26 protein-coding genes and 1 pseudogene are annotated in these 19105 nt (G+C 41.5%); 10 read left to right on the top strand and 17 right to left on the bottom strand.

Translation table 11 applies throughout. From position 1 onward, the window contains the following. Positions 1-25: 25 nt before the first annotated feature. The 8 genes and pseudogenes from GWP43_RS05130 to GWP43_RS14690 all read left to right on the top strand — a co-directional run bounded on the left by GWP43_RS05130 (position 26) and on the right by GWP43_RS14690 (position 5266). Positions 26-754, top strand: a complete 729-nt coding sequence (locus GWP43_RS05130) for a glycogen-binding domain-containing protein (protein ID WP_162663212.1) — start codon at positions 26-28, stop codon at positions 752-754. Positions 755-877: 123 nt separating this feature from the next. After that, a pseudogene (locus GWP43_RS15605) lies at positions 878-1042 on the top strand (MATE family efflux transporter); the annotation flags it as partial. A 65-nt stretch (positions 1043-1107) separates the two neighbouring features. Next, positions 1108-2148 carry an MATE family efflux transporter gene (locus GWP43_RS05125; RefSeq protein ID WP_230978077.1) on the top strand — a complete coding sequence of 347 codons (1041 nt, stop codon included), beginning with the start codon at positions 1108-1110 and terminating at the stop codon, positions 2146-2148. A 5-nt stretch (positions 2149-2153) separates the two neighbouring features. Beyond that, a complete protein-coding gene (selA, locus tag GWP43_RS05120; protein WP_230978076.1) occupies positions 2154-3119 on the top strand; it encodes an L-seryl-tRNA(Sec) selenium transferase in 966 nt (321 codons plus the stop codon). Further along, a complete protein-coding gene (locus tag GWP43_RS14700) occupies positions 3119-3325 on the top strand; it encodes a hypothetical protein (protein WP_230978075.1) in 207 nt (68 codons plus the stop codon). The genes selA and GWP43_RS14700 overlap by 1 nt, the downstream gene beginning before the upstream one ends. Continuing rightward, entirely contained in the window at positions 3309-3479 is a 171-nt protein-coding gene (locus GWP43_RS14695) for a hypothetical protein (protein ID WP_230978074.1), read from the top strand. The genes GWP43_RS14700 and GWP43_RS14695 overlap by 17 nt, the downstream gene beginning before the upstream one ends. A 13-nt stretch (positions 3480-3492) precedes the next feature. Next, entirely contained in the window at positions 3493-4677 is a 1185-nt protein-coding gene (gene selB / locus GWP43_RS05115; RefSeq protein ID WP_230978073.1) for a selenocysteine-specific translation elongation factor, read from the top strand. Beyond that, on the top strand, positions 4598-5266 hold the full coding sequence (locus GWP43_RS14690; protein WP_230978072.1) for a SelB domain-containing protein: 669 nt from the start codon (positions 4598-4600) through the stop codon (positions 5264-5266). Before selB ends, GWP43_RS14690 begins: the two co-directional genes overlap by 80 nt. Before the next feature lie 116 nt (positions 5267-5382). Here GWP43_RS14690 and GWP43_RS05110 read toward each other — a convergent pair whose 3' ends face one another. The 5 genes from GWP43_RS05110 to GWP43_RS05090 form a co-directional block, all read right to left on the bottom strand. Continuing rightward, a complete protein-coding gene (locus GWP43_RS05110) occupies positions 5383-5706 on the bottom strand; it encodes a hypothetical protein (RefSeq protein ID WP_230978071.1) in 324 nt (107 codons plus the stop codon). A 574-nt stretch (positions 5707-6280) separates the two neighbouring features. After that, on the bottom strand, positions 6281-7117 hold the full coding sequence (locus GWP43_RS14685; protein WP_162663210.1) for a tyrosine-type recombinase/integrase: 837 nt from the start codon (positions 7115-7117) through the stop codon (positions 6281-6283). Beyond that, positions 7102-7680 (bottom strand): hypothetical protein, encoded by a 579-nt coding sequence (locus GWP43_RS14680; protein WP_162663208.1) that lies wholly within the window; start codon positions 7678-7680, stop codon positions 7102-7104. The genes GWP43_RS14685 and GWP43_RS14680 overlap by 16 nt, the downstream gene beginning before the upstream one ends. A 102-nt stretch (positions 7681-7782) precedes the next feature. Then, positions 7783-9642, bottom strand: coding sequence for an ATP-binding protein (locus tag GWP43_RS05095; protein ID WP_162663206.1), 1860 nt, complete (start codon positions 9640-9642; stop codon positions 7783-7785). Then, positions 9587-9778, bottom strand: coding sequence for a hypothetical protein (locus GWP43_RS05090; protein ID WP_162661907.1), 192 nt, complete (start codon positions 9776-9778; stop codon positions 9587-9589). The genes GWP43_RS05095 and GWP43_RS05090 overlap by 56 nt, the downstream gene beginning before the upstream one ends. A 408-nt stretch (positions 9779-10186) precedes the next feature. Between GWP43_RS05090 and GWP43_RS05085 the strand changes: the two genes are divergently transcribed. Together GWP43_RS05085 and GWP43_RS05080 are read left to right on the top strand one after the other, a co-directional pair. Beyond that, positions 10187-10870 (top strand): TerB N-terminal domain-containing protein, encoded by a 684-nt coding sequence (locus tag GWP43_RS05085; protein WP_162663205.1) that lies wholly within the window; start codon positions 10187-10189, stop codon positions 10868-10870. 330 nt (positions 10871-11200) lie between these two features. Then, positions 11201-11482: a hypothetical protein gene (locus GWP43_RS05080; RefSeq protein ID WP_162663203.1), complete on the top strand. Its 282-nt coding sequence runs from the start codon at positions 11201-11203 to the stop codon at positions 11480-11482. 271 nt (positions 11483-11753) lie between these two features. Here GWP43_RS05080 and GWP43_RS05075 read toward each other — a convergent pair whose 3' ends face one another. The 12 genes from GWP43_RS05075 to GWP43_RS05040 form a co-directional block, all read right to left on the bottom strand. Further along, a complete protein-coding gene (locus GWP43_RS05075) occupies positions 11754-12041 on the bottom strand; it encodes an NlpC/P60 family protein (protein ID WP_162663201.1) in 288 nt (95 codons plus the stop codon). A 509-nt stretch (positions 12042-12550) separates the two neighbouring features. Beyond that, positions 12551-13018 (bottom strand): hypothetical protein, encoded by a 468-nt coding sequence (locus GWP43_RS05070; RefSeq protein ID WP_162663199.1) that lies wholly within the window; start codon positions 13016-13018, stop codon positions 12551-12553. A gap of 278 nt (positions 13019-13296) precedes the next feature. Further along, positions 13297-13773, bottom strand: coding sequence for a hypothetical protein (locus tag GWP43_RS14675; RefSeq protein WP_230978070.1), 477 nt, complete (start codon positions 13771-13773; stop codon positions 13297-13299). A gap of 123 nt (positions 13774-13896) precedes the next feature. Beyond that, positions 13897-14475, bottom strand: coding sequence for a LamG domain-containing protein (locus GWP43_RS14670; protein ID WP_230978069.1), 579 nt, complete (start codon positions 14473-14475; stop codon positions 13897-13899). Positions 14476-14491: 16 nt separating this feature from the next. Then, positions 14492-14971 carry a hypothetical protein gene (locus GWP43_RS05060; protein ID WP_230978068.1) on the bottom strand — a complete coding sequence of 160 codons (480 nt, stop codon included), beginning with the start codon at positions 14969-14971 and terminating at the stop codon, positions 14492-14494. A 348-nt stretch (positions 14972-15319) separates the two neighbouring features. Then, positions 15320-15529: a hypothetical protein gene (locus GWP43_RS05055; RefSeq protein WP_162663197.1), complete on the bottom strand. Its 210-nt coding sequence runs from the start codon at positions 15527-15529 to the stop codon at positions 15320-15322. 139 nt (positions 15530-15668) lie between these two features. Further along, positions 15669-15851 carry a hypothetical protein gene (locus GWP43_RS05050; RefSeq protein WP_162663195.1) on the bottom strand — a complete coding sequence of 61 codons (183 nt, stop codon included), beginning with the start codon at positions 15849-15851 and terminating at the stop codon, positions 15669-15671. A gap of 3 nt (positions 15852-15854) precedes the next feature. Further along, positions 15855-16655: a hypothetical protein gene (locus tag GWP43_RS14665; RefSeq protein ID WP_230978067.1), complete on the bottom strand. Its 801-nt coding sequence runs from the start codon at positions 16653-16655 to the stop codon at positions 15855-15857. Continuing rightward, positions 16622-17233 (bottom strand): fibronectin type III domain-containing protein, encoded by a 612-nt coding sequence (locus tag GWP43_RS14660; protein WP_230978066.1) that lies wholly within the window; start codon positions 17231-17233, stop codon positions 16622-16624. Before GWP43_RS14660 ends, GWP43_RS14665 begins: the two co-directional genes overlap by 34 nt. A 273-nt stretch (positions 17234-17506) precedes the next feature. Then, entirely contained in the window at positions 17507-17914 is a 408-nt protein-coding gene (locus tag GWP43_RS14655; RefSeq protein WP_230978065.1) for a hypothetical protein, read from the bottom strand. A 211-nt stretch (positions 17915-18125) separates the two neighbouring features. After that, entirely contained in the window at positions 18126-18368 is a 243-nt protein-coding gene (locus GWP43_RS14650; protein WP_230978064.1) for a hypothetical protein, read from the bottom strand. 132 nt (positions 18369-18500) lie between these two features. Then, entirely contained in the window at positions 18501-19103 is a 603-nt protein-coding gene (locus GWP43_RS05040; RefSeq protein WP_162663193.1) for a phage tail domain-containing protein, read from the bottom strand. Positions 19104-19105 lie beyond the last annotated feature (2 nt).

Below are 19105 nucleotides of genomic sequence, written 5' to 3'. Positions count from 1 at the left end.
GGTTAAAATATTCGGGGAGGACATCATGCGCAATGCAATACGGCAAAAAACCGTGGCGGTCTTTTTTTTCTTGTGTATACTGATCGCGGCGCAAGCGGCGGAACAACCTGCCATCGACACATACACCTACGGCGAACTTGTTGAAACAATTGCACGGACGGGTGCGCCGCTTATCACCGGAAAATATATCATTTTTACGGCAGCAGGATCCGCACGCCATGTCGGTATCGCCTTTGAACATGAAAACTTTCAATCGATTCATTCTTTCCAGCGCTTGTATCGAAGCGATGATAGTACCGAAACTAAAAAATCAATCCTCTTCTATATCATGCAGATACCTGAAGAAATGAGAGAGCTGCGCTATCGGCTGGTTATTAACGGTCTCTGGTCTACAGACCCGCTCAATCCCGATGAAATATTCGACTATTCCGCCGGGATGTCTCTTTCGGTTTTAAAGATTCCGTATCAAAAAGAATACAAAACCGCTGTTGAAAACAACGGCAGAACTCGTTTTGTCTATCAAGGAGAATCGGGCAAACGGATATACCTTGCGGGCACGTTCAATAACTGGGATCCCTTTATGTACAACTTAGAAGAAGTGATGCCCGGTCGATACGAATTATACCTTCCGCTACCGAATGGCGTTTGGTATTACGCTTACTTTACAGATGGCAAGCAAATTCCCGATACGACAAACCACAAGCACGTTTACATGGCCGATGGCCGGACTGCTTCGGTTATTTCCGTGGAATAGCGGCATATAGGCTTTCTGCCGTATGAAGACATTCCTGAAGCAATCCACGGAAGCGCGGCGCGAACTCATCCTTACCGCAAACCCCGTCAAGACATTGCTTATCCTCTCTCTCCCTCGTTACTGATGAATACCGTGCAGGCGATGATGCCGTTTACCGACGGGCTTTTTATCAATAACCTGACCGGTTATGCCGTAACGGGGGCGGTAACTTTTTCTCAGCCGATTATCTCGATGGTGTTAGGACTGTCGCAGGGGTTAAGCGTAGCCGCAATGGCAATTATCGGTCAGCTGAATGGAAAAGGCGCAATCGCAGAAGGAAAAAGGATTGCTGCGCAAATATTTTGTTTGCGGTCATGCTCGGAATCATCAGTGCGCCGCTGCTCCTTATCATCAGTATCACGGTTTCGCGGGGATTACAGAGCGATATTGCTCCGTATGTCCGCCAATATATTTCGTGGTACAGCATCGTCTTACCGTTCAGCTTTTTAGAGGCCGTGTATAACGGTATCAAAAACGCAAACGGGAAACCCGAAGCGGCTTTTACCCGAATGACTATTCTCTTTATCTTAAAGGTTGTCGGGAATTTTCTCTTTCTCTATATGTTGCGGCTCGAAATTATCGGCTGCGTACTGGCCTCGCTTTTGGCAAACGTATGCATTACAATCTGGATGGTATACGAATTATTCATCCACAACAGCCCGGACAAACTCGATGTTAAAAACTTCAAGTTCGATTCAAAAATCATCAAAGAGGTTCTGAAAGTCGGGTTTCCGGCAATGTTCAACTATTCTTTTTTATACTTAGGCTTTTCCTTATCAATAAAGAGATTGAAAATACGGAGCTATTGTGGTCGCGGCACAGGAATCGCAAGCAATATCAATGCGCTGTGCTTCAACCTGCCTGCGGCTTTTAGCGCGGCAATTACGACGATGGTCAGTATGCACATCGGTGCAGGATACCCGCAAAAGGCAAAGCGGGATTGTCTTCTCGGCTGCATCACCAGTATCATCATCGCTATTATAATGATTTCGATTATGATTCCGCTTTCGCCTTATCTGACCGTCTTATTCAGGCGGGAGCCGGAAATTATCGGTATTGCAAACAACGCGCTCAACATCTACACCTATTCGATTATCGGCTTCGGTATTTGTATGACCATTCAGGGTGCGTTTATCGGGCTCGGCAAAACGAAGATGCCGCTTGTGCTCGGTGTGCTCCGTATATGGCTGCTGCGTTACATCTTTGTACTGGCGACGGAACACATCCTACAATACTACGCAATCTTTTGGGGAAACCTCTTTTCAAATATGGCGACTGCACTGATTGCAATCATCCTGATTCTACGGACAAAATGGGTGTCGGCGCTCACCATCACAAACGAAAAAAAGGAGTAACCGCCATGCACGGTTCACTGGCACAGATACCGCAAGTCGAAAAACTTCTGTCACATCATGATCTTTCCGACTGCATCGAAAAGCTCGGCAGACCGATTGTAGCCTCTATCGTATCGGAGTATATCAAGCAGATACGGGCTGAGGCTTTAAAAGGAGCCGCCGTTCCGTCTTTTGATGCGTGTATAGCGGACATCCGGCAGCGGTGCACGAAGCATATACGGAAACGGATTTCGAAGATTATCAACGCGACGGGCATTATCCTGCACACCAACCTCGGACGAAGCCCGCTTCCGCACGGTATTTGGGATGCGGCAAAGGAAGCCGCCCAATCATACTCGGCTATCGAGATGGATTTGGAGGACGGCAAACGGGGGCAGCGGTTCCCCTTTGCCGTCGAAGCGATGAGTACGCTTGTCCGTGCGGAAGCGGCGCTGATGCTGAACAACAACGCCGCCGCCGTGTTTCTGTTACTTAAAGCGCTTGCAAGCGGGAAAGAGGTTATCGTTGCGCGCGGCCAGCAGGTGCAAATAGGCGGCGGCTTCCGCATCCCCGATATTCTGCGGGAGGCAGGCTGTACGCTCGTAGAAGTCGGCACTACCAACATCACCACCCTTGAAGACATTACCGCCGCCGTTACCGAACAGACGGCAATGGTGCTATGGGTGCATACCTCAAACTATAAGATCCGCGGCTTTACGGAGCAGCCCTCCCTGAGCGCCATCCGCCAGGCCTTACCGCCTGAGATTATTCTTGCGGTGGATCAAGGGTCAGGCGTTATTTCGCTTAGCCTACAAGACGAGCCGACCGTACCGGCCTTATTAAAAGAAGGCGCCGACCTCGTTTGTTTTTCGGGAGATAAGGTATTCGGCGGCCCTCAGTGCGGATGGATTACCGGCAAAAGATTTAATCGCGCTCATTGCCCGCCATCCGCTGATGCGCACCTATCGGGTACCGCGCCGTTGCCGCTCTAATGGAAGAGACCCTCGTGCACTACCTGAATAACGGAAAGAGCGCCGCGGCCGAAGCGTTGCTGCTTGACCCTGCCGTGATAAAAACGGAGCGAAAACTTGTGAAAACTGCCGCCCGGAACCGCATGTTGTCCCTACCCTTTCTCGCTCGGCGGCGGCAGCACCGACGAAGCCTTCCCGTCATGGGCAATTATGCTGCACACGCATAAACCGGAAGCGGTAAAGACAGCGCTGCGGTTTTGCAGCATTCCGATTATCGCTATTATTTCGGAGGACAGGCTGCTGCTACACCTTGCCGCCGTAAACCCTGCCGATGATGCATATCTTATCCAAGAATTACAGGAAATCTCTAAAAAATTATAGAGGTACGTTGACTATGGCATATATTTTAGGAACCGCCGGACACGTCGATCACGGCAAAACCGCATTGGTAAAATGCTTAACCGGAGTGGAAACCAGCCACATCCCCGAAGAAAAGAAGCGGGGTATGACTATTGAGCTAGGTTTTGCCGCCTTGGAAGATCCCGTACACGGAACGGTCGGCATCGTCGATGTTCCCGGACACGAACGGTTTATCCGTAACATGGTGGCAGGCACGTGGGGACTTGACGCAGCAATGCTGATTGTCGCAGCAGACGACGGATGGATGCAGATGTCGTCGGATCACCTGCGGGTACTTAAAGCGATGCATATCAACTCCATCCTGTTGGTCATAACCAAATCCGACTTGGCCGATCCCGATATGATCGAGCTGATACGGGAAGATGCAAACCGACATTGCCGCGAAATCCTCGGACGGGAATTACCCTCGGTGGCTGTTTCCGCACATACCGGCGCGGGTATCGACGAACTCAAGAAAAAAATTACGGAATTATTGAGCGCCGTCCGTACCGCTCCATTGGATAAGCCGTTCCTGTATATCGACCGCGCCTTTACGCTGAAAGGAATCGGCATCACGGTAACCGGTACGCTCCGCGGTAAAAGCATTGCCGTCGGCGATCAGCTTGCACTCTATCCCGGCGGAACCGAGTGCAAGATTAAAAACATCCAAAATCACCACGCCGACGTATCTTCTTCCGAATCGGGAATGCGGACGGCGCTCAACCTGAAAATATCCGAAAAGGAAAAGGTAGAACGCGGGATGCTGCTTGCAGGCATTGGCGAAAGTCCCGTGCTGCAAGGCTCCGAATTGCTCGTCCGCGTCGATGAATATTTTAACAAACAGGAAACCGGCGCCGGTATGAAAAATCATATCGAACTGGAACTTGCCACCGGCAGTACCAATGCCATCGGCGCGATTCACTTTAACAAAATCGATCCTACGCTGGCGCGGGTGTCCTTGCAGGAACCTATCGCCGGACGCTGGAACCAACCGGCCGTCCTTATCAGGCATGGGGGAAGTTCCATTCTCGCCTCATGCAGAATACTTGCGGCCTTTGACTCCTACCGCGCGGCTGTCTTTAAACAGTTCTTTTCGGTGTATGCCGGACGGGAATTACCGTCGTGGAAAAGCTGCGGCTTTTATCACCGGCTTTATAGAAAAAGACCGCGCGGAACCTAAGGAGCTTTCGGCTGACGCAAAAGACGTTACGGCCTGCGGCAAACAGCTCATCTTTACCAAGAAGCTCGCCGAATGGGAAGCAAAGATTTTAGAGACCGCAAAGAAAAGTCAGGCAGGTTTTACGGCAGAGGAAATCGATACGGCTGTGCCGGTAAAGGTGCGGCAGGAAATCCTGAAAAAACTGTGTGCGGAAAACAAACTGATCAATGAAGGCAGTGTGTACAAGCTGGCAGGCAGCGGAGATACCTTGTCGAAAACGGCACAGCAGCTGTTACAGTTGGCGCTTAAAGCAGGGTTTGACGGTATCGAAATAGATAAAATCCAGCTGCCGCAGGTGCGGAAAGACGCCCGCGATTTGGTAAAGCTCGGCAAACTCGTTGTATTGGAAAACTTTTTGCACTACCACCGTGAGATATACGACAAAGCGATTGCCGCTATCTTAAAAGGGAAAAAAGCAGGCGACATCATCACCATTGCAGATGCCCGTACCGCGACAAATCTTTCGCGCAAATATGTCATCCCCCTACTCAATGTTCTGGAAAAAAACGGCAAGGTAAAACGGCAGGAGAATGATAGAATTGTCTTGTAGGGTTAAGACAGGGTAAACGCACCGGGCTGTTTTTTTACTCCCACGCAGAAAAAGAGAGGCTGGACAGGCCTTAAAAGGCAGCTACTTTTTCGCAGTTTTCCTGCCTAATACCTGCATTACAAATTACTAATCGACCGTACTTCCTCCGGCGAAAGTCCTGAAATCTTACAAATATCCTCAAACGGATAGTGCATAGTCAGCATTGTCTTTGCCGTTTCAAGCGCTTTTTGGCGGGAACAGCGAGCTTCTCCTTGTTGTATCCCAAGCATTAAACTTTCCTGTCTCTGTACTGCAATATCGGTATCGTAATCATATTCGGCTATTAAGATATTTCTTACCTCCTCTCTTTTGAAAATATATGGTGCATCTACTGCGTCGACTGTCAAAAGCGTACTTCCGTGTACGCTTTTGACGGCGAGTTTCGGTCGGAGCCGAAACATCGCTTCTGTTTAAACCAGCGGCATCCATGCCGCTTCTGAAAATCCTCAACGTATCAGAACGGACAGGGATGTCCGTGGTTCCACGCAATAGCGAGTTCACATTGCGAACTCGCAGCTCAAGAATGTACAGGAGGTACATTCTTGAGCTGCGAGTTTTTCTAATGAGAAACTCGATACTGTGAAGAACCGCTGACATCCTGTCAGCAGCAGCGAGTTTGCCTTGCGGCAAACTCGTCGCCCAAGAATAACTCTGTATCAGGAAAAAACACTAAAAGATAGGGTAAAACGCTTATTTTATGGCGTTCTTAGTACATATTTTTAATTAGTTATCTTACACTTTATCTGTCAAAAAAACTGTGTAGCTCTAACTATTTTCATATTAAGCTATGAACGTATTCTTGTCAAGCATGTTTTTATTTTTTTTGTGTTTGTTTTCGATTATTTTTTTTCGATTTTTAGGATTTTTAGCGTGTTTTTGCGAGTCATTTGTATACAGCTTTCCTGTCAGGCGTATAAAGTGCCATTCAAAAAGTGTGAAAAAAAATGTCTTTAAGATAGCTATTTCGTACCAGCTTTACTCTATAATTTTATCGAGTGCGCTAACTGCCTTGTATTTGAGTTGCTCCATTTCAGGCGTATAGTGGTCGGCATAATGCCGCACCTCAGCTATGCAGTCGTGTCGTGTTAAAAATTTGAGCTCTTCTTCTGAAAATCCGGCAAGCCGTAAAAAGGTAGCAAACGTATGCCTATAGCTGTGTATTGTCAAATTCGTTCGCTTCATCCCTAATCGTCTCATTGTTCTATTAAAATCATCGTTAAAACTTTCATAGCAGAACGGTTTATGTGCATCTCGTCGGGAGCTAAATATAAATGCCTCCGGATCATCTTGAGACGGGTTGCTTTCAAGATGTGCGAGCAATTTTTCTGCAAGGTCGGCGGAAAGGGGAACAATGTCGCTGCGTTCTGTTTTTGTACATTTAAGCCGCTTGCCGGTTCTGCAATAGTTCTTGTCAACCTTGAGCGCATATCCGTCTGAATTTTTGATAAAATCTTGCATCTGAAGGGCTTGTATTTCTCCAATGCGGCAACCGGTTTTAAACAGCACTTCATTGATAAGCCAATTTATTTGAGAGCCGAACGGATTATGCTCGCCATTGAAAAGTTGCCGGATTTCCTCTTTTGTAAAAGTAGCCTTTTCCGCTTCTTTTTTAGCTTTTTTCCGCGTTGCCTTTGATTCTCTCGTTATCTGCTGTGAAATATCTCGCGCAAGAAGGTTATTGCGATACGCAAAACGAAGGGCTTGAATACAGATAGAGTAGTATTTGTGCATGGTACTTTCTTTCAGCTTACCTGCCCCCTTAATTGCACCGAGCATTGTATCGATTTTCGTGCCGGTTATTTCGGTAAGCAAGCAAGAAGGAAAATACTTTTCATACTTTTTAATACATGTTGTATGATGGTAAAATCGCTCAGGATTTGGCGGAGTTGCGCCTGTCCGTATCTTGCCCTTAATGAACGGACTTTCATCATAGTTCCAGTAAAGGAGGATATACTCATAAAGGTAAGCGTTGATAGTCGATCTAAAAGTGGTTTAATCTCTTCCGGAGCATCTTCGTATTCTGCGGCTGATACAGAGTATGGCTGTACGGAATTGTTATGACAAACAGCGCCCTGTACGCCTTGCACAATCGTATCAATGGCCGTTTGAGTATACGCCTTTATGTCTGCGTTGATAACATGAGTCCCTTCATCCGTTGCTGCAATGTTATTGCCGGTACTATACCGGACTGTACCGGTACGGTCATATTCTGCCCAGCACCGACTGGCAAAACGGATCGCTTCATTTCTATCCTTCGTGCCGGTACTTTTTGCGGTCATATATTCGCCGGTTTCTTTATCTTTTAATTGGAAATAGAGAATCCCATTGGCTTTATTTCGCGGAAAGATACACCACGGCTGTCCTAGGCTTTTCATAAAAAGATACCTCCTCAACTGATAAGATTTCTGCTTATGGCCATTTTCGGCAACAAGGGAGGGATTCTTTAAATACTCTGTCGATACTATGGATATGATGAATTACTCATCCAATAAAACTGCTTTTTTTATCCCGTAATCTGGATATTTCTCTTTAATAAATTTTTGAATATTAGTATCTTTGACTTTAAGGGCATTCCCTAAAAATGATAATCTTCTCCTATTTTCTGCTATTATATCTGACCATTGATACACATAAATTGATATGTTAGCATTTTGTGATCTTGTATATAAGTGTTTATCTGCTTTGTCAAATTGCCCAACTTTTGATTTTGCAAAATTTCTTAACTCTGAACTTACTAAAATTATTTTATAATTTAAGTTTTTCGCGAAACACCCTTTTTGTTCAATATCATATAAATATCGATCTACTTGATTTAACTCTTTTTGTCCAATGGCGCAGCATGGAGCTTTTAACTCCACTATCATTATTTCCCTTTGCGTGTCATTGATTATATTTTCATTAAAGAAAAACAAATCGGTTATATCTTTAATTTTAGCATCTGCGCATTCAATGAGATTCTCATCACTTATTGTAGGCTCGTATGAAAAATAAGCAGCACGAAGTTCTTGTAAATTATTTTGCAAATTTTTGTCGGAGAATAATTTCAGTGTATTGACATACTGCTCTCCAAAAAGCCATAGATTATTTTCAATAATTTTATGTAATTCCGATCGTTCTTTTACCTTTTTGCTTATGTCAGAATATATAATCGTATTCAAGAAATCTAAGAAAGATGTTTTTTTTGCAATGTCTGTTGAAAACTCTATCACATTTTCTAGATCAACAGTATCTAGCAATTCTTTAAATTTTTTTATTATTGCAGGATTTAAATTCGTAAAATATGATAAAATAGTCCGTAAATCTCCATTAGCAATAGTAAGGTTTATCAGCGGATAAATGATTTTTCTTGTATCAATATTCTTCCTTAAAAGTTTATATTCATTTTCAAGATAATACGCTATCTGATTAAATGTAATAACGTGCGCTTGGGAAGGCGCCTCTTGTGATCTATACGGGTAATAGGCGTCTTTTTGAAGTTTTTTTGAAAAATTATAATAGTCAGGAAATTTCTCCATAAAATAGCGCCTTATCTCTTCATTTGTTTTTTGCTTGAAATTTTTAGCGCCCTCGTCAAGTTCAGTATCTAAGTTGCGGAACAATCCCGTGGTTGCGTCAAGAACATCAGCGTCTACTAATATATTCCACCCGTCATCGTTAGGCAAATCAAGAGATAAAGATTCTGTATAAATTTGCGATTTTATTCCGTTGTTTTCAGTACGATATATACTTCTTATTTTTTGTTTGTTAGATATATAATGAATAAAGGTTAAATCTCCTGTTATATCATGCCCGTCTACTTTGCATATAAATGTCTTGTGCTCAGCCGGTTCAATAAGAAAATCCTTTGTTAAAACTTCACGGTTATTAACAAATATATGGATTGCTGATTGTAAAATCAGGTCGGAATAACATAAAAACAATTCCCTATGGATATTTTCTAATAATAACTGTTTTGAAATTTTCCTCTTTGGGTTTTCTGTAATTTCGTCAGCGGTATATAAATCTTGTATAATAACTTTATAGTACGTGTTGCTTGTAGAAGGCTCATTATCTATATTGATAGGATAATCTTTTGTATGACTTGTACTGATTGTTTTACTATTCAAGGTGAAGGCTGTTTTTGTTTTTTTGCCGTTTTTTTCTCCGACTGTTTCGATTGAGACTGTTTTACCAATCTGAAAGGCTGCAAATCGTCCGATCCCCTTGCCGGTTGCTTTAGAAACAGTACCAATGTCGAATAGCTTATGTTCAACATCATCAAAGCACACGCCCTCTCCGTTGTCAACGATCGTTATAGAGATAGTCGGTATCGGAGACTTCCTCAAGTTTATATTCATCTATTGTTATATCTATTCTGGTAGCCTTTGCTTGAATAGAGTTATTGACTAACTCTAAAAATGCCAAAAAAGTATTAGAATATGAAGCCAAAAGGTCAGAAATAACCCTGCCATTGGTAGTAAAATAAGTAGTCATAACATAAACTCCTCGAATAGTTTAAGTTTATGGAGATAATTTTATCATAGTTTTATATCTTCGCCAATCTTTTCTGTTCCCATCCCCTCCTAAAAAAGCCGATCATTCCGTTTCCGGCTAGATTTAACATGAAAGGCAATTCATCCCATGTTGCCCTTTCACGCCGCTTATAGTATACTAATTCCGCTTTTGCTTACTTACTATCAGGTTTTAGTTAAAACCACCGCCCTATCCGCAGCTTGTCTGCATCAGCACGTTAAACGTATACGCCTTGCCGACACAGGGCTTGGGACAATAGCTGCCTGAATAGGCTACCATCTACAACAGGGTTGCCGAATCGGGTAAACAAAAATGTTTAATTATTTAGCTTTTGTTTGTTTTAGCCGATTTAAAAAGAAAGGGATATATATGTCTGTTTTTGATTTATTTAAGCGAAAGAAAGCTAATAGTAATTTAGTTCCCCAAGAAAATGTATCTCAAAAACAACACGAAAATGTTTTTGATGAAATAAAACAAAGGGAAATACCATCAGTAGAGATCAGTCAAGAAGTTATTAAAAGAATCCATCCTGATTTAGAAGGTCTTATCTGGATAGGAGACGGTAAATATAAAAATTATACGCAAAAACCTAAAAAGGTATATGAATATAATGTTGACTGTATTACTTTTGTTTATGAATATAACGAAACAATAGAACCTAGTGTTATTTTTACAAAACTTCCCATAAACAAACCAGAAAATGCGGAAGGTGTTGAAAAATTGCATTATTTCCCCTGTTACGGCTCACGAGATACAATTATGCCTCATTCAGAATTAACACCTGAACAAAGATGGAAGTATTTAAATTTTTTAACTAATCCATATATAGCTGATATAGATATAGGATATGTTTTTCTCTTGTACTATGGTCTTGAGCGCCATTTGTTAGATGGTGATTTTGACAGAGCAATGACTGTTGTTTTAAAATTAAGAAAAGTACACAAACAAAAGTCTTTTCAAACGTATACCGGCAATGCAATAATTCTTGCCAGCATATTAAAGGGAAAGGCGAGTATGCGAGGGATTTTTCTATTCATTAAATCAGGAAAATGAATATGAATATATCTTTTCACATAATTTATATTTACTTGGGGCTTATAGTTTTGATATTCCGCTGACAGCAAAGATATAGTGCAGATGGCACAAACTTTTGAATTTTCTAATAGAAATTATATAACAAAATACTACGATATATTTTTAAAAATCTTGATACTCTTTTGACACAGAAAACAGGGAAAAATACTGTAAATCTGAAGATTATATTACACCTCAAGAGATAAAAACTGCCTGTAATTGATGCATCAATATTTGTAAACTATTCACTTGATATAAAAGTACCTGTTACTCGTATTCAAGACTGTTTTAAATTAAAACGTGATATGAATGTTTTTAGAAGCTGCTCACGAACTGACAAAATTAGAACTTGCTGAATTGCGTAAATGTGGAGATATAAAACCCGAACCTAAAAAACCTAAGAAAGATGTATATTTTCAAGAAAATCATATAACTACGGCTTTTATGGAATATAAGATAAATGTTGAAAATATAAATGAAACAGAAGGAATGATTGATTTTGATAAAAATTTTCGAAAATATGTATCGACGTATGAGAAAGCTAGAAACATTGAAAAAGACGATATTACAAAGCTATTATATTTTACTTAAAATTTTAGGAAAAACTACACCAACAGGATCGTCTTATTGGGAGCGCCCTCTTATTTTGCTGGAAAGAATAAAATGTATAATGGGGCTTATTTTGGATGGGACAGATCAAGATTAAATATTTTTTCATCATTATCTATTTTTAATAATTTTATTTTCGCAAAGATTTAAACCTTTTATCATTTTATTATAAAATCTTTCAGTTACCCCATTGATGGACGGATGCCCTTCCATAGCTTCTTTCTTTGTAGAGTCAATAAAATAAATATTGTCATCAACTGTTTTTACATAGAAAGCAATGTGTTGGGAAATCCGTATCTTCATCCCCCATAAAAATCAAATCGCCGGGATTAGGATTATTAGTAATAACTGAATATTTAAGAAAAAAATCTTTAACGGAAGCGTCAAAAAATGGCAATGTATATTCGGTATATTCACGTACTGCATAACGATAACAATTGACTATTAAACCTGAGCAATCTATTTTTATTGCTCGCAATTCATCTTGTCCTCCGAATTCATATTCCGTTTGACTATCTCTATATCTTTTAGCAAAAAACAACGCTTTATCTGCTATTTCTTTTGGGCAAAGAATTTCATTAACAGAACTTCTAATTTCATGTATACACCCTGTAAAGCAAAGTATTAAAAATTAAAAATATAATCTCTTCATATTCTATATTACCATCCTATATAAAATCTTCTTGAAAATACACTAGTATTTTCTTTGTTAATATGGAGCGGACAGAGAAAATAGCATTATTTCGACTCGATAAAGGTTATTAAAAATATTGTTTGTTTTTATTAACTAATAAAACAGCTTTGCGCGATCCTCCAGACATTCCCGACATCTGTTGTTATTATCCTTGCTGTTGGGGTTGCCACCATAGAGAAAAACCGTATGAATATCCACAGGATATAAAGAAAAAGAATCCCATTATTATCACTCACAAATATTCCTCCTTTATTTTCATCATTAGATAAAATGATTAAGTATTTGTCTATATAAAAGACTGCGTACTTCTTCATTTGAAATTGTTACCCATGTAACTCCTTTATCTGGACTCTTTTTTAATCCTTCAATATTTCCCATAAATATAAAACCTTCACCAAATGCGATTGTACAAGCATAACCGTTTCGAGCTCTATTATGCCACGTTTTACCTTTATCCGTGCTAAAATATAATCTAAAATAATGCAGAGACGATCATGTGTCTGCACTATCCAGACTTCTTTATTTAAAACCATATTTATTATTTCTTCAGTTCCATGCGATTCATATATTTTTTCTTCATTTAAAAAGTTTGCCGAAATTTTATATAAAGCATCATATCTTAATATAAAAACATCTTCTGAATCGGAAAAAACCTCATGAGCTTCAATATTTGTATTATCCCACGTAACGCCAAAATCTTTAGATTTAAATAAAAAGATTTTATTGTTTTCTGAACCAATAGTGAAAATATTCTCCCCGACACTTATCGCGCTTAGTAAACTTAATCTTCTTTCGTCTGTTAGAAGGTCATTTTGCTTTTCCATAAGACACCTTCAGAGAAGATGTAAATATTTCATTTGTATTAGTCATCAAGACAAGTCGCCCTTGATGTGTGAATATATTTGTCATGCCGTTATAGTATTGAGTTGTAGGGATATCTACTTTTTCCCACGAGTTAAACGTTGTTTGGCTAGAAAATAAGTTAGAACAAGAAATACTACCCATCACAGCTAAGCTCATCAAGCCCCTGATATATAAGTATATAACTGTTTTTTCTTCATAGTGCCTCCATCGCCTCCCATTATACACAATTCAATCCCCTCTAGGCTAGGCTGTATAACAAGTTTCCAACCGTTATTGACCGCCTCAATAACACCTCGTCTTGATTTGCTTTGTTTAAGAAAATTTTATTTGCTTTTATGTCTCCATTAAAAGCAGATTGTCCTGTTTGTGGATCAATATGTAATATCGTTCTGTTTTTATTGCGTACTAATACGCCGTCTGTTTTGTTTATTTTTGTCTCAAAATCATTAGGGTTATTTGTATCGCTATCGATATGCAGTTTTTGAACTACAAGATTTTTAATGAACGCCTGATTGACTAAAAGTTCGTCAATCAATGCCTGTTGTGCTACCAGCACCTTCGCAAACAGCGCCCCGAAGTGTCCCGTTTCTTTCATCAGCTCTTCTATCTCGCAAATATGATACAGCGCCGCCTGATACTGTTCGGTGTAGTTGTATTCCGGCTCAAGGTTAATCCATTGCGAACCCGTCCAGCGGTAACACACCCGACTTTCCAACCGCCGACTGTTTTAGCCATCAATACCCAGTCGCCTGCGTTTGCATCCTGTGCCCCCAGCCTTTCGCCTTTGGTAATAACCACCGTTCGGGTAGTCGGTACCGTTTCGGTAACACCGAGGTATTTAGGGGTAGCCGATTGTACAATTTTCAAGCTGTTTTACCTGCGTGCCCTTGCTTACTAAATAAAAGAGTCCGTTTATCTCCCCTTGCTTCAGTACGGTTTTATATACTCGTACCTCATCGAATGTCGCATGAGTGCGCCCCCCTCCGATGGTAAAGCCGTTGGTCATATCTACCGGCTTGTCTCCTGCCGATAGGCTATATACCTCTTTTGCATTCTTATACACTGTAAACAGCCCATTTTTTGCGAAAGTGAAACCCCAGTGCGTTTGTTGCTGGTCGTCTTTAATATCCGTAATCGCCTTAAAGCCGTTTATAACAACGGTTAAAAGGTCGGTCATATTGTCGAAAAAGATTTGGATATTCTTAAAACTAAAAATACCGCGTGGAGTATCAGATTCTACAATGCCATCCCATTGCCGCCAAAGAGAAACCGATAGTTCATTGCGGTCTCCTTCAAGGGCTATTTTACCGACTCCCGCCGGAAGGTAGCACGCATTGCCGGAAACCCCCGGCACTATTTGTGCATCTTCCGTTAAAATCATATTTTGCCCGCCGGGTACGTAGTTTATTGCTTCCATGACAGATACTCCTTTTTTATACCTTCGGGTAGCGCTGTTTTATTTCTGCTATCTTTGCAAGCCATTCTGACCTATCTATGTCTCCGCGCATTACCTGCATACCCAGCGGATCCGCTTCTTGTCGATAGGCGGCTTCTCGCTGACGGTCAATGTATGCGTTATATTCTTCCTTGCTGATAAGCCCTGCATCGTACTGTTCTTTTTCAGTCTTTTTGACGACGTAAGCACCCTCGACCTTTTCATCGGCCTTGAGCTGAATAAGACCGGCAGCAACCTTTTCGGCTTCCGTCATATCAACAAAATCCGTGCCGGCTTCATTGAGCTTTTTACCTTCCGGCACCGGGACGAGCCCTTCTTTAACCAGCTGCGCAAGCGGCTTTTTAGTCCCTGTCTGTAAGTCAGTGTACAGACGGATATCATCGCCGATATTGGCCGCACAATTTTCGACGATCCGATACTCAATTGCAGGGTTGTCCTTTTCCGGTATTGCCCGCAATAGTGTCCCGTAATGATATTGCTTTTGATTTCGATGTATTCCATAACTTCTTACCCCTCTATTTTCTCTAGCTTCCAAATGATAAAGGTTCTATTACGCGTCCGATTTTCTTCGGCAGTCGGAACGATCCGACTGGCATCAAAGCAAGTAGATTCTGTGGTATATTCCTGCGCGGCAGTGTTCCACGCTTCAACATTCTTATGCGAAGGGCTTTCTATATAAAAGGCTGAAGGTTTTACACCTCCTTCAATCCCTACAAGCCCTTTAATATTCCTTATAGCATCCCCTGTTCACCCCGTTAAAGGATTAGCATCTTTTCCTTTCGCACGGAAAAACAACCGTCATAGTTTACTTCCGCCGCGGTACCCTTGAAGGAGAAAACGTCTCGGGTTTCGGCATCCACGGCCACTGGACATAGCCGTTTTGAAAGATTTTGATAAGCGTTTCATTGATTGCCGTATTAATTTTCGCCTTGACGGTTGTGTCTGCGGCCGCTTCGAATTGTTCCTGAACGGTCTTTTGTATTTTATCGTTGATTTGCTGATTAGCAAGCGTCAACTTTGTTTCTATGGCATTTTCTGCGGCGGTTATAAGAGAAGCAAGTTCCTGCTTCTTCGCTTCTGCCGCTTGTCTGAGCGTAGTGTCCGCTTCTATTGCACTATTGTGTAAGGCAATCTTAGCTGTTTCTATCGCTTTTCTAATTTGTCTTTCTGTGCGGCAAGCTCGGAAGCGATATACTCTTTAGCATCCTGCTTAGCGGAGCAATAACCGTATTGCCTATTGCAGCGATTGCCGCCTCTTTTGCCTTAGTGATAAAATTATTATAAGCGGCGGTTAAATCTTCTAACGCCTTGCCTAACGCTTCATTTGTATATGCCATAGTTTATACCCCCTGTACTGCTTTTAAAAATACTTTTGTTTTAGGCATCTGCCCTGTAAGCTTCGGGCGGAGCGGCCAACCGGTAACAGGATCGGCGCCAGTGTTAAATACACGCTTTACATACGCAGTAAATTCAGGAAACACATCAGGACTAAAGGGAAGTCCGTTTGCTTCTAAAAAGCCGTGCTTGTACGTTCCGTCATAAAATATTTTTACTTCCCCGATGGGGCTATCAAATTGTTGAATAGCAGAGAGGGCACCGGTTTTGTGCACCTTCTGAATATCTTTATTCCCTTCGGTAATAATAAAATCAGTATCTTCAATAAAATCGACCGCATCTATATTTTGTAATGTGCCGCCTGTACCTTTTTCACCTTTAAAATGCCAGATATTTCCTTTAAAATCGACAACCGCATAACATCCTGCGCCGTATGTTTCTTCTCTAATGTGTTGTGTAATGATACGGGTATGTGCTATATCGGTTTTGATGGTAACGGTATAATTGCCGGTGAGGTTATAAATGATCTGATATTGTTTTGCGCCGTTACCGTTTTGACTATCAAAAAATAAGCGCAAGGTAAAATCATTGTGTAAAGTGCCCGATAAAATAATGACATTGTTAAGCGCTTCGGCAAATGTCATTGTAATTGCTTGTTTACCGGTACAATCGTATTCAATGATACGGCTTTGCCATGCTGTATAGGAAGGATTAACTTGTGGCAGTGCTTGAGGTGTTTCATCAAAGCAGGTATGTACTAATGCACTTCCGTCTAAAGGCTCATATCGGCGGAAAGCGGGCGGCATACAACTTCCGCCGTATAATCCGATAAAAGTCCGTCTGAGACGGAAGCAACGCTAAACGTATAATCAGTATCAGCTTTCAGCCGTTCAATTACTTCTTGTTTTTGCTTAGTATGCCGGTAGTTATAAAAATCCTGTGTCTTTTCCTTCCATCTTATTACAAAATCCTCGCCGTCAGCCTCCCATGTTATACTGATAGCATTCTGTTTTCCGTTGCCTGAACACACCGGTGACTTTACTATTTTGCGCTCCGTATCGTTATCTTTTTGCGGGATAAGGGCTGAAAGAGGGTTAAAAAGAAAACCGCCGATACCAAATTTTTGCGTAAGCTTATTTTCTTTGTATGAAATGTGTTCTTCTTGCACGGTAACATCGTATATCGTGTTGCTTTTAGGATGAACTAACGAAACTTCATCAAATAAACGGATGGGTAAGAGCGTTTCAACTTCAAAAACAGGATTTTCTTCTTTTCGTTTTTCTTTAAGTTTTTCTAAACCGGCTTTTTTCAGCTCTTGCCGTGTTTTTATCTTAGTGTCGGTAAACGTATCTTCTACCGTTGACCCATTATCATAGGTTCCCACCTCAGGGATACGAAGGTATAGCCGCTGCTGTTTTTCCCCTTCTCCGTAGCAATGAAGTACATTTACCTTTGAACGGTCTGCTTTAATTCTTTAATGACGGTATTATTTAACTGCTGGTAGTGGCGTCGCTTGCGCGTAAAGATAGTCCGCTTGTACCTTTTATTTTCGTTAAACTCCGTTCAAAGAGTGAAAAGACGCCCCTTTCAAACGTACAGGCAGTATCAAAGGGAATTATTTTCCCCGTATTTTTGAATAGCATCCCAGAGAGTAGTATTAGAAATGCCCTCTACTGGGTTTGGGTTGGAATAAAGCGCGGATAACCGGCGTAAAGCCGCGTACTGTTCTATCGACTAATGTGTTATGCTGATTATATACTTTGTGCGTTGCGAAATCCTGTATCCAGTCGGCATTGTGATAGGACAGGATAAAACGTACTGCAACATAACGCTTATCACTTGCAATTTTTAACCCTGACAGACTGCTATCATGTTCTATATCGCGGCGGGGAAAAAGAACCGGAGACGCGGAAAAATCAACATCGGCTATGTTGACGATAGGAGTGTGAGAGGAAGCCGATTGTACACATAGAGACTTTTTCACCGATTGTCGCAATCCATCTAACGTACCGCTGACCAACCGCATCCCCGCAGTCAAAAGCGAATGTAATAGATCCTTTTTCATAATAGTGGATACTATCTCCCACTTCCCGGTAATCAAGGTGGATATCGCCGTCTTTTATTTTATTTAATCCGATGTTGACTTTTTCGATATAATCGGTGAAATCCTCTAAGGTGGATTTTTGAATATAATCGAATCCATATATTGCGTCAGCTAACACAAAGCTTAAAGGTTTTTTATCCCATCCGTGCCAAGCCTCCGGAATACGATAATTTTAAAAGACTTTCAAGCGTTTTACGCTCGTACTTGTTTTACTTTCATTACTCAGATGCTCGATAAGGACAACGGTTTGCATCTTTTCTGTATCTTTGTAAAGTTCCGCATATTTTGCGCCGTGAGGATAATCGATAAGGTCGAGTTTACCGGTTCCTTCTTTGTTCTTTTTCTGTGAAAAGCTCCACCCGCATTCATAGGTTTTTCCCAATCGTGCGCCGTCTTTATCGTAAAAAATAATCATAGATATCTCCCGTTAAAAGCAACCGTAACGGTTCCCGTCGGAACATAAATAGAAACGGTATTATGACCGGCAATAAAGTAGAGCGGATGAATAATACTTGAAAGCGTTAAAGGCGTGTATAGTCTTCCCCATCTAAAAGAGGGTTCCGTCTTTATAAAGGAGCGTTTTGCCGTGCGGTATCGCTATTTCACGGGAAATTTTTAGCTCCGTTCCATTACAGTGCACTAAAAGACCTGAAACCTTTTCGATATCGCCTATAGCAATCTCCGGCACGGTGGATAAATTCCCTTCGGTTACAATGGATATATCTCGTCTTCCGCCTGCAATCGTTTCGATTTTCCGTTGTCCATAGCCAAACGGATCAAAGGCTTTAAGGGTAAAACTAATCGTAAAGACTTTATGAAGATTTTCTCCATTATAATAGGTTATCTGTATCTGCCCTGTTAATCGGCATCGGTAAAAGATGGTATCATCGTCATCGCGATAAACGATTAAATCTTTACCACTTAATAAAGAGAGTAGTCTACTGCGTTCTTTTTCTACTGCGCAGGCAGAATCGGTCGGGATAGTCCCTGAACATTGAAATGTCTTACTACCGTACTGCTCTTTTCCGGTTAGGTATTCTCCATGCCGGTCGTTGAGCTTCACTGTTTGCGTTTGGATTGTTGAAGCGCTGCTTGAGGCGGTTATCCATTTGGGAATGTCTAACTCTTTTTTCTCGTCAAATATTCTCATAG

Source organism: Treponema vincentii, assembly GCF_010365865.1.
Taxonomy (GTDB): Bacteria; Spirochaetota; Spirochaetia; order Treponematales; family Treponemataceae; genus Treponema.
The sequence above is the reverse complement of the archived record's forward strand: the minus strand, read 5'-3'. Positions and strand labels throughout refer to the sequence as shown.

Bases quoted from the DNA above. Each gene is read 5' to 3' on its own strand.
- GWP43_RS14655 (WP_230978065.1), bottom strand. From the start codon at position 17,914: ATGAAAAAGGATCTATTACATTCGCTTTTGACTGCGGGGATGCGGTTG.
- GWP43_RS05110 (WP_230978071.1), bottom strand. From the start codon at position 5,706: ATGTTTCGGCTCCGACCGAAACTCGCCGTCAAAAGCGTACACGGAAGT.
- selA (WP_230978076.1), top strand. From the start codon at position 2,154: ATGCACGGTTCACTGGCACAGATACCGCAAGTCGAAAAACTTCTGTCA.
- GWP43_RS05085 (WP_162663205.1), top strand. From the start codon at position 10,187: ATGTCTGTTTTTGATTTATTTAAGCGAAAGAAAGCTAATAGTAATTTA.
- GWP43_RS05130 (WP_162663212.1), top strand. From the start codon at position 26: ATGCGCAATGCAATACGGCAAAAAACCGTGGCGGTCTTTTTTTTCTTG.
- GWP43_RS05095 (WP_162663206.1), bottom strand. From the start codon at position 9,642: ATGAATATAAACTTGAGGAAGTCTCCGATACCGACTATCTCTATAACG.
- GWP43_RS05050 (WP_162663195.1), bottom strand. From the start codon at position 15,851: ATGGCATATACAAATGAAGCGTTAGGCAAGGCGTTAGAAGATTTAACC.
- GWP43_RS14690 (WP_230978072.1), top strand. From the start codon at position 4,598: ATGCCGGACGGGAATTACCGTCGTGGAAAAGCTGCGGCTTTTATCACC.
- GWP43_RS14650 (WP_230978064.1), bottom strand. From the start codon at position 18,368: ATGATTATTTTTTACGATAAAGACGGCGCACGATTGGGAAAAACCTAT.
- GWP43_RS05040 (WP_162663193.1), bottom strand. From the start codon at position 19,103: ATGAGAATATTTGACGAGAAAAAAGAGTTAGACATTCCCAAATGGATA.
- GWP43_RS05070 (WP_162663199.1), bottom strand. From the start codon at position 13,018: ATGGAAAAGCAAAATGACCTTCTAACAGACGAAAGAAGATTAAGTTTA.
- selB (WP_230978073.1), top strand. From the start codon at position 3,493: ATGGCATATATTTTAGGAACCGCCGGACACGTCGATCACGGCAAAACC.
- GWP43_RS14665 (WP_230978067.1), bottom strand. From the start codon at position 16,655: ATGCCGCCCGCTTTCCGCCGATATGAGCCTTTAGACGGAAGTGCATTA.
- GWP43_RS14670 (WP_230978069.1), bottom strand. From the start codon at position 14,475: ATGGAAGCAATAAACTACGTACCCGGCGGGCAAAATATGATTTTAACG.
- GWP43_RS14695 (WP_230978074.1), top strand. From the start codon at position 3,309: ATGCTGCACACGCATAAACCGGAAGCGGTAAAGACAGCGCTGCGGTTT.
- GWP43_RS05090 (WP_162661907.1), bottom strand. From the start codon at position 9,778: ATGACTACTTATTTTACTACCAATGGCAGGGTTATTTCTGACCTTTTG.
- GWP43_RS14680 (WP_162663208.1), bottom strand. From the start codon at position 7,680: ATGAAAAGCCTAGGACAGCCGTGGTGTATCTTTCCGCGAAATAAAGCC.
- GWP43_RS05080 (WP_162663203.1), top strand. From the start codon at position 11,201: ATGTTTTTAGAAGCTGCTCACGAACTGACAAAATTAGAACTTGCTGAA.
- GWP43_RS05125 (WP_230978077.1), top strand. From the start codon at position 1,108: ATGCTCGGAATCATCAGTGCGCCGCTGCTCCTTATCATCAGTATCACG.
- GWP43_RS14700 (WP_230978075.1), top strand. From the start codon at position 3,119: ATGGAAGAGACCCTCGTGCACTACCTGAATAACGGAAAGAGCGCCGCG.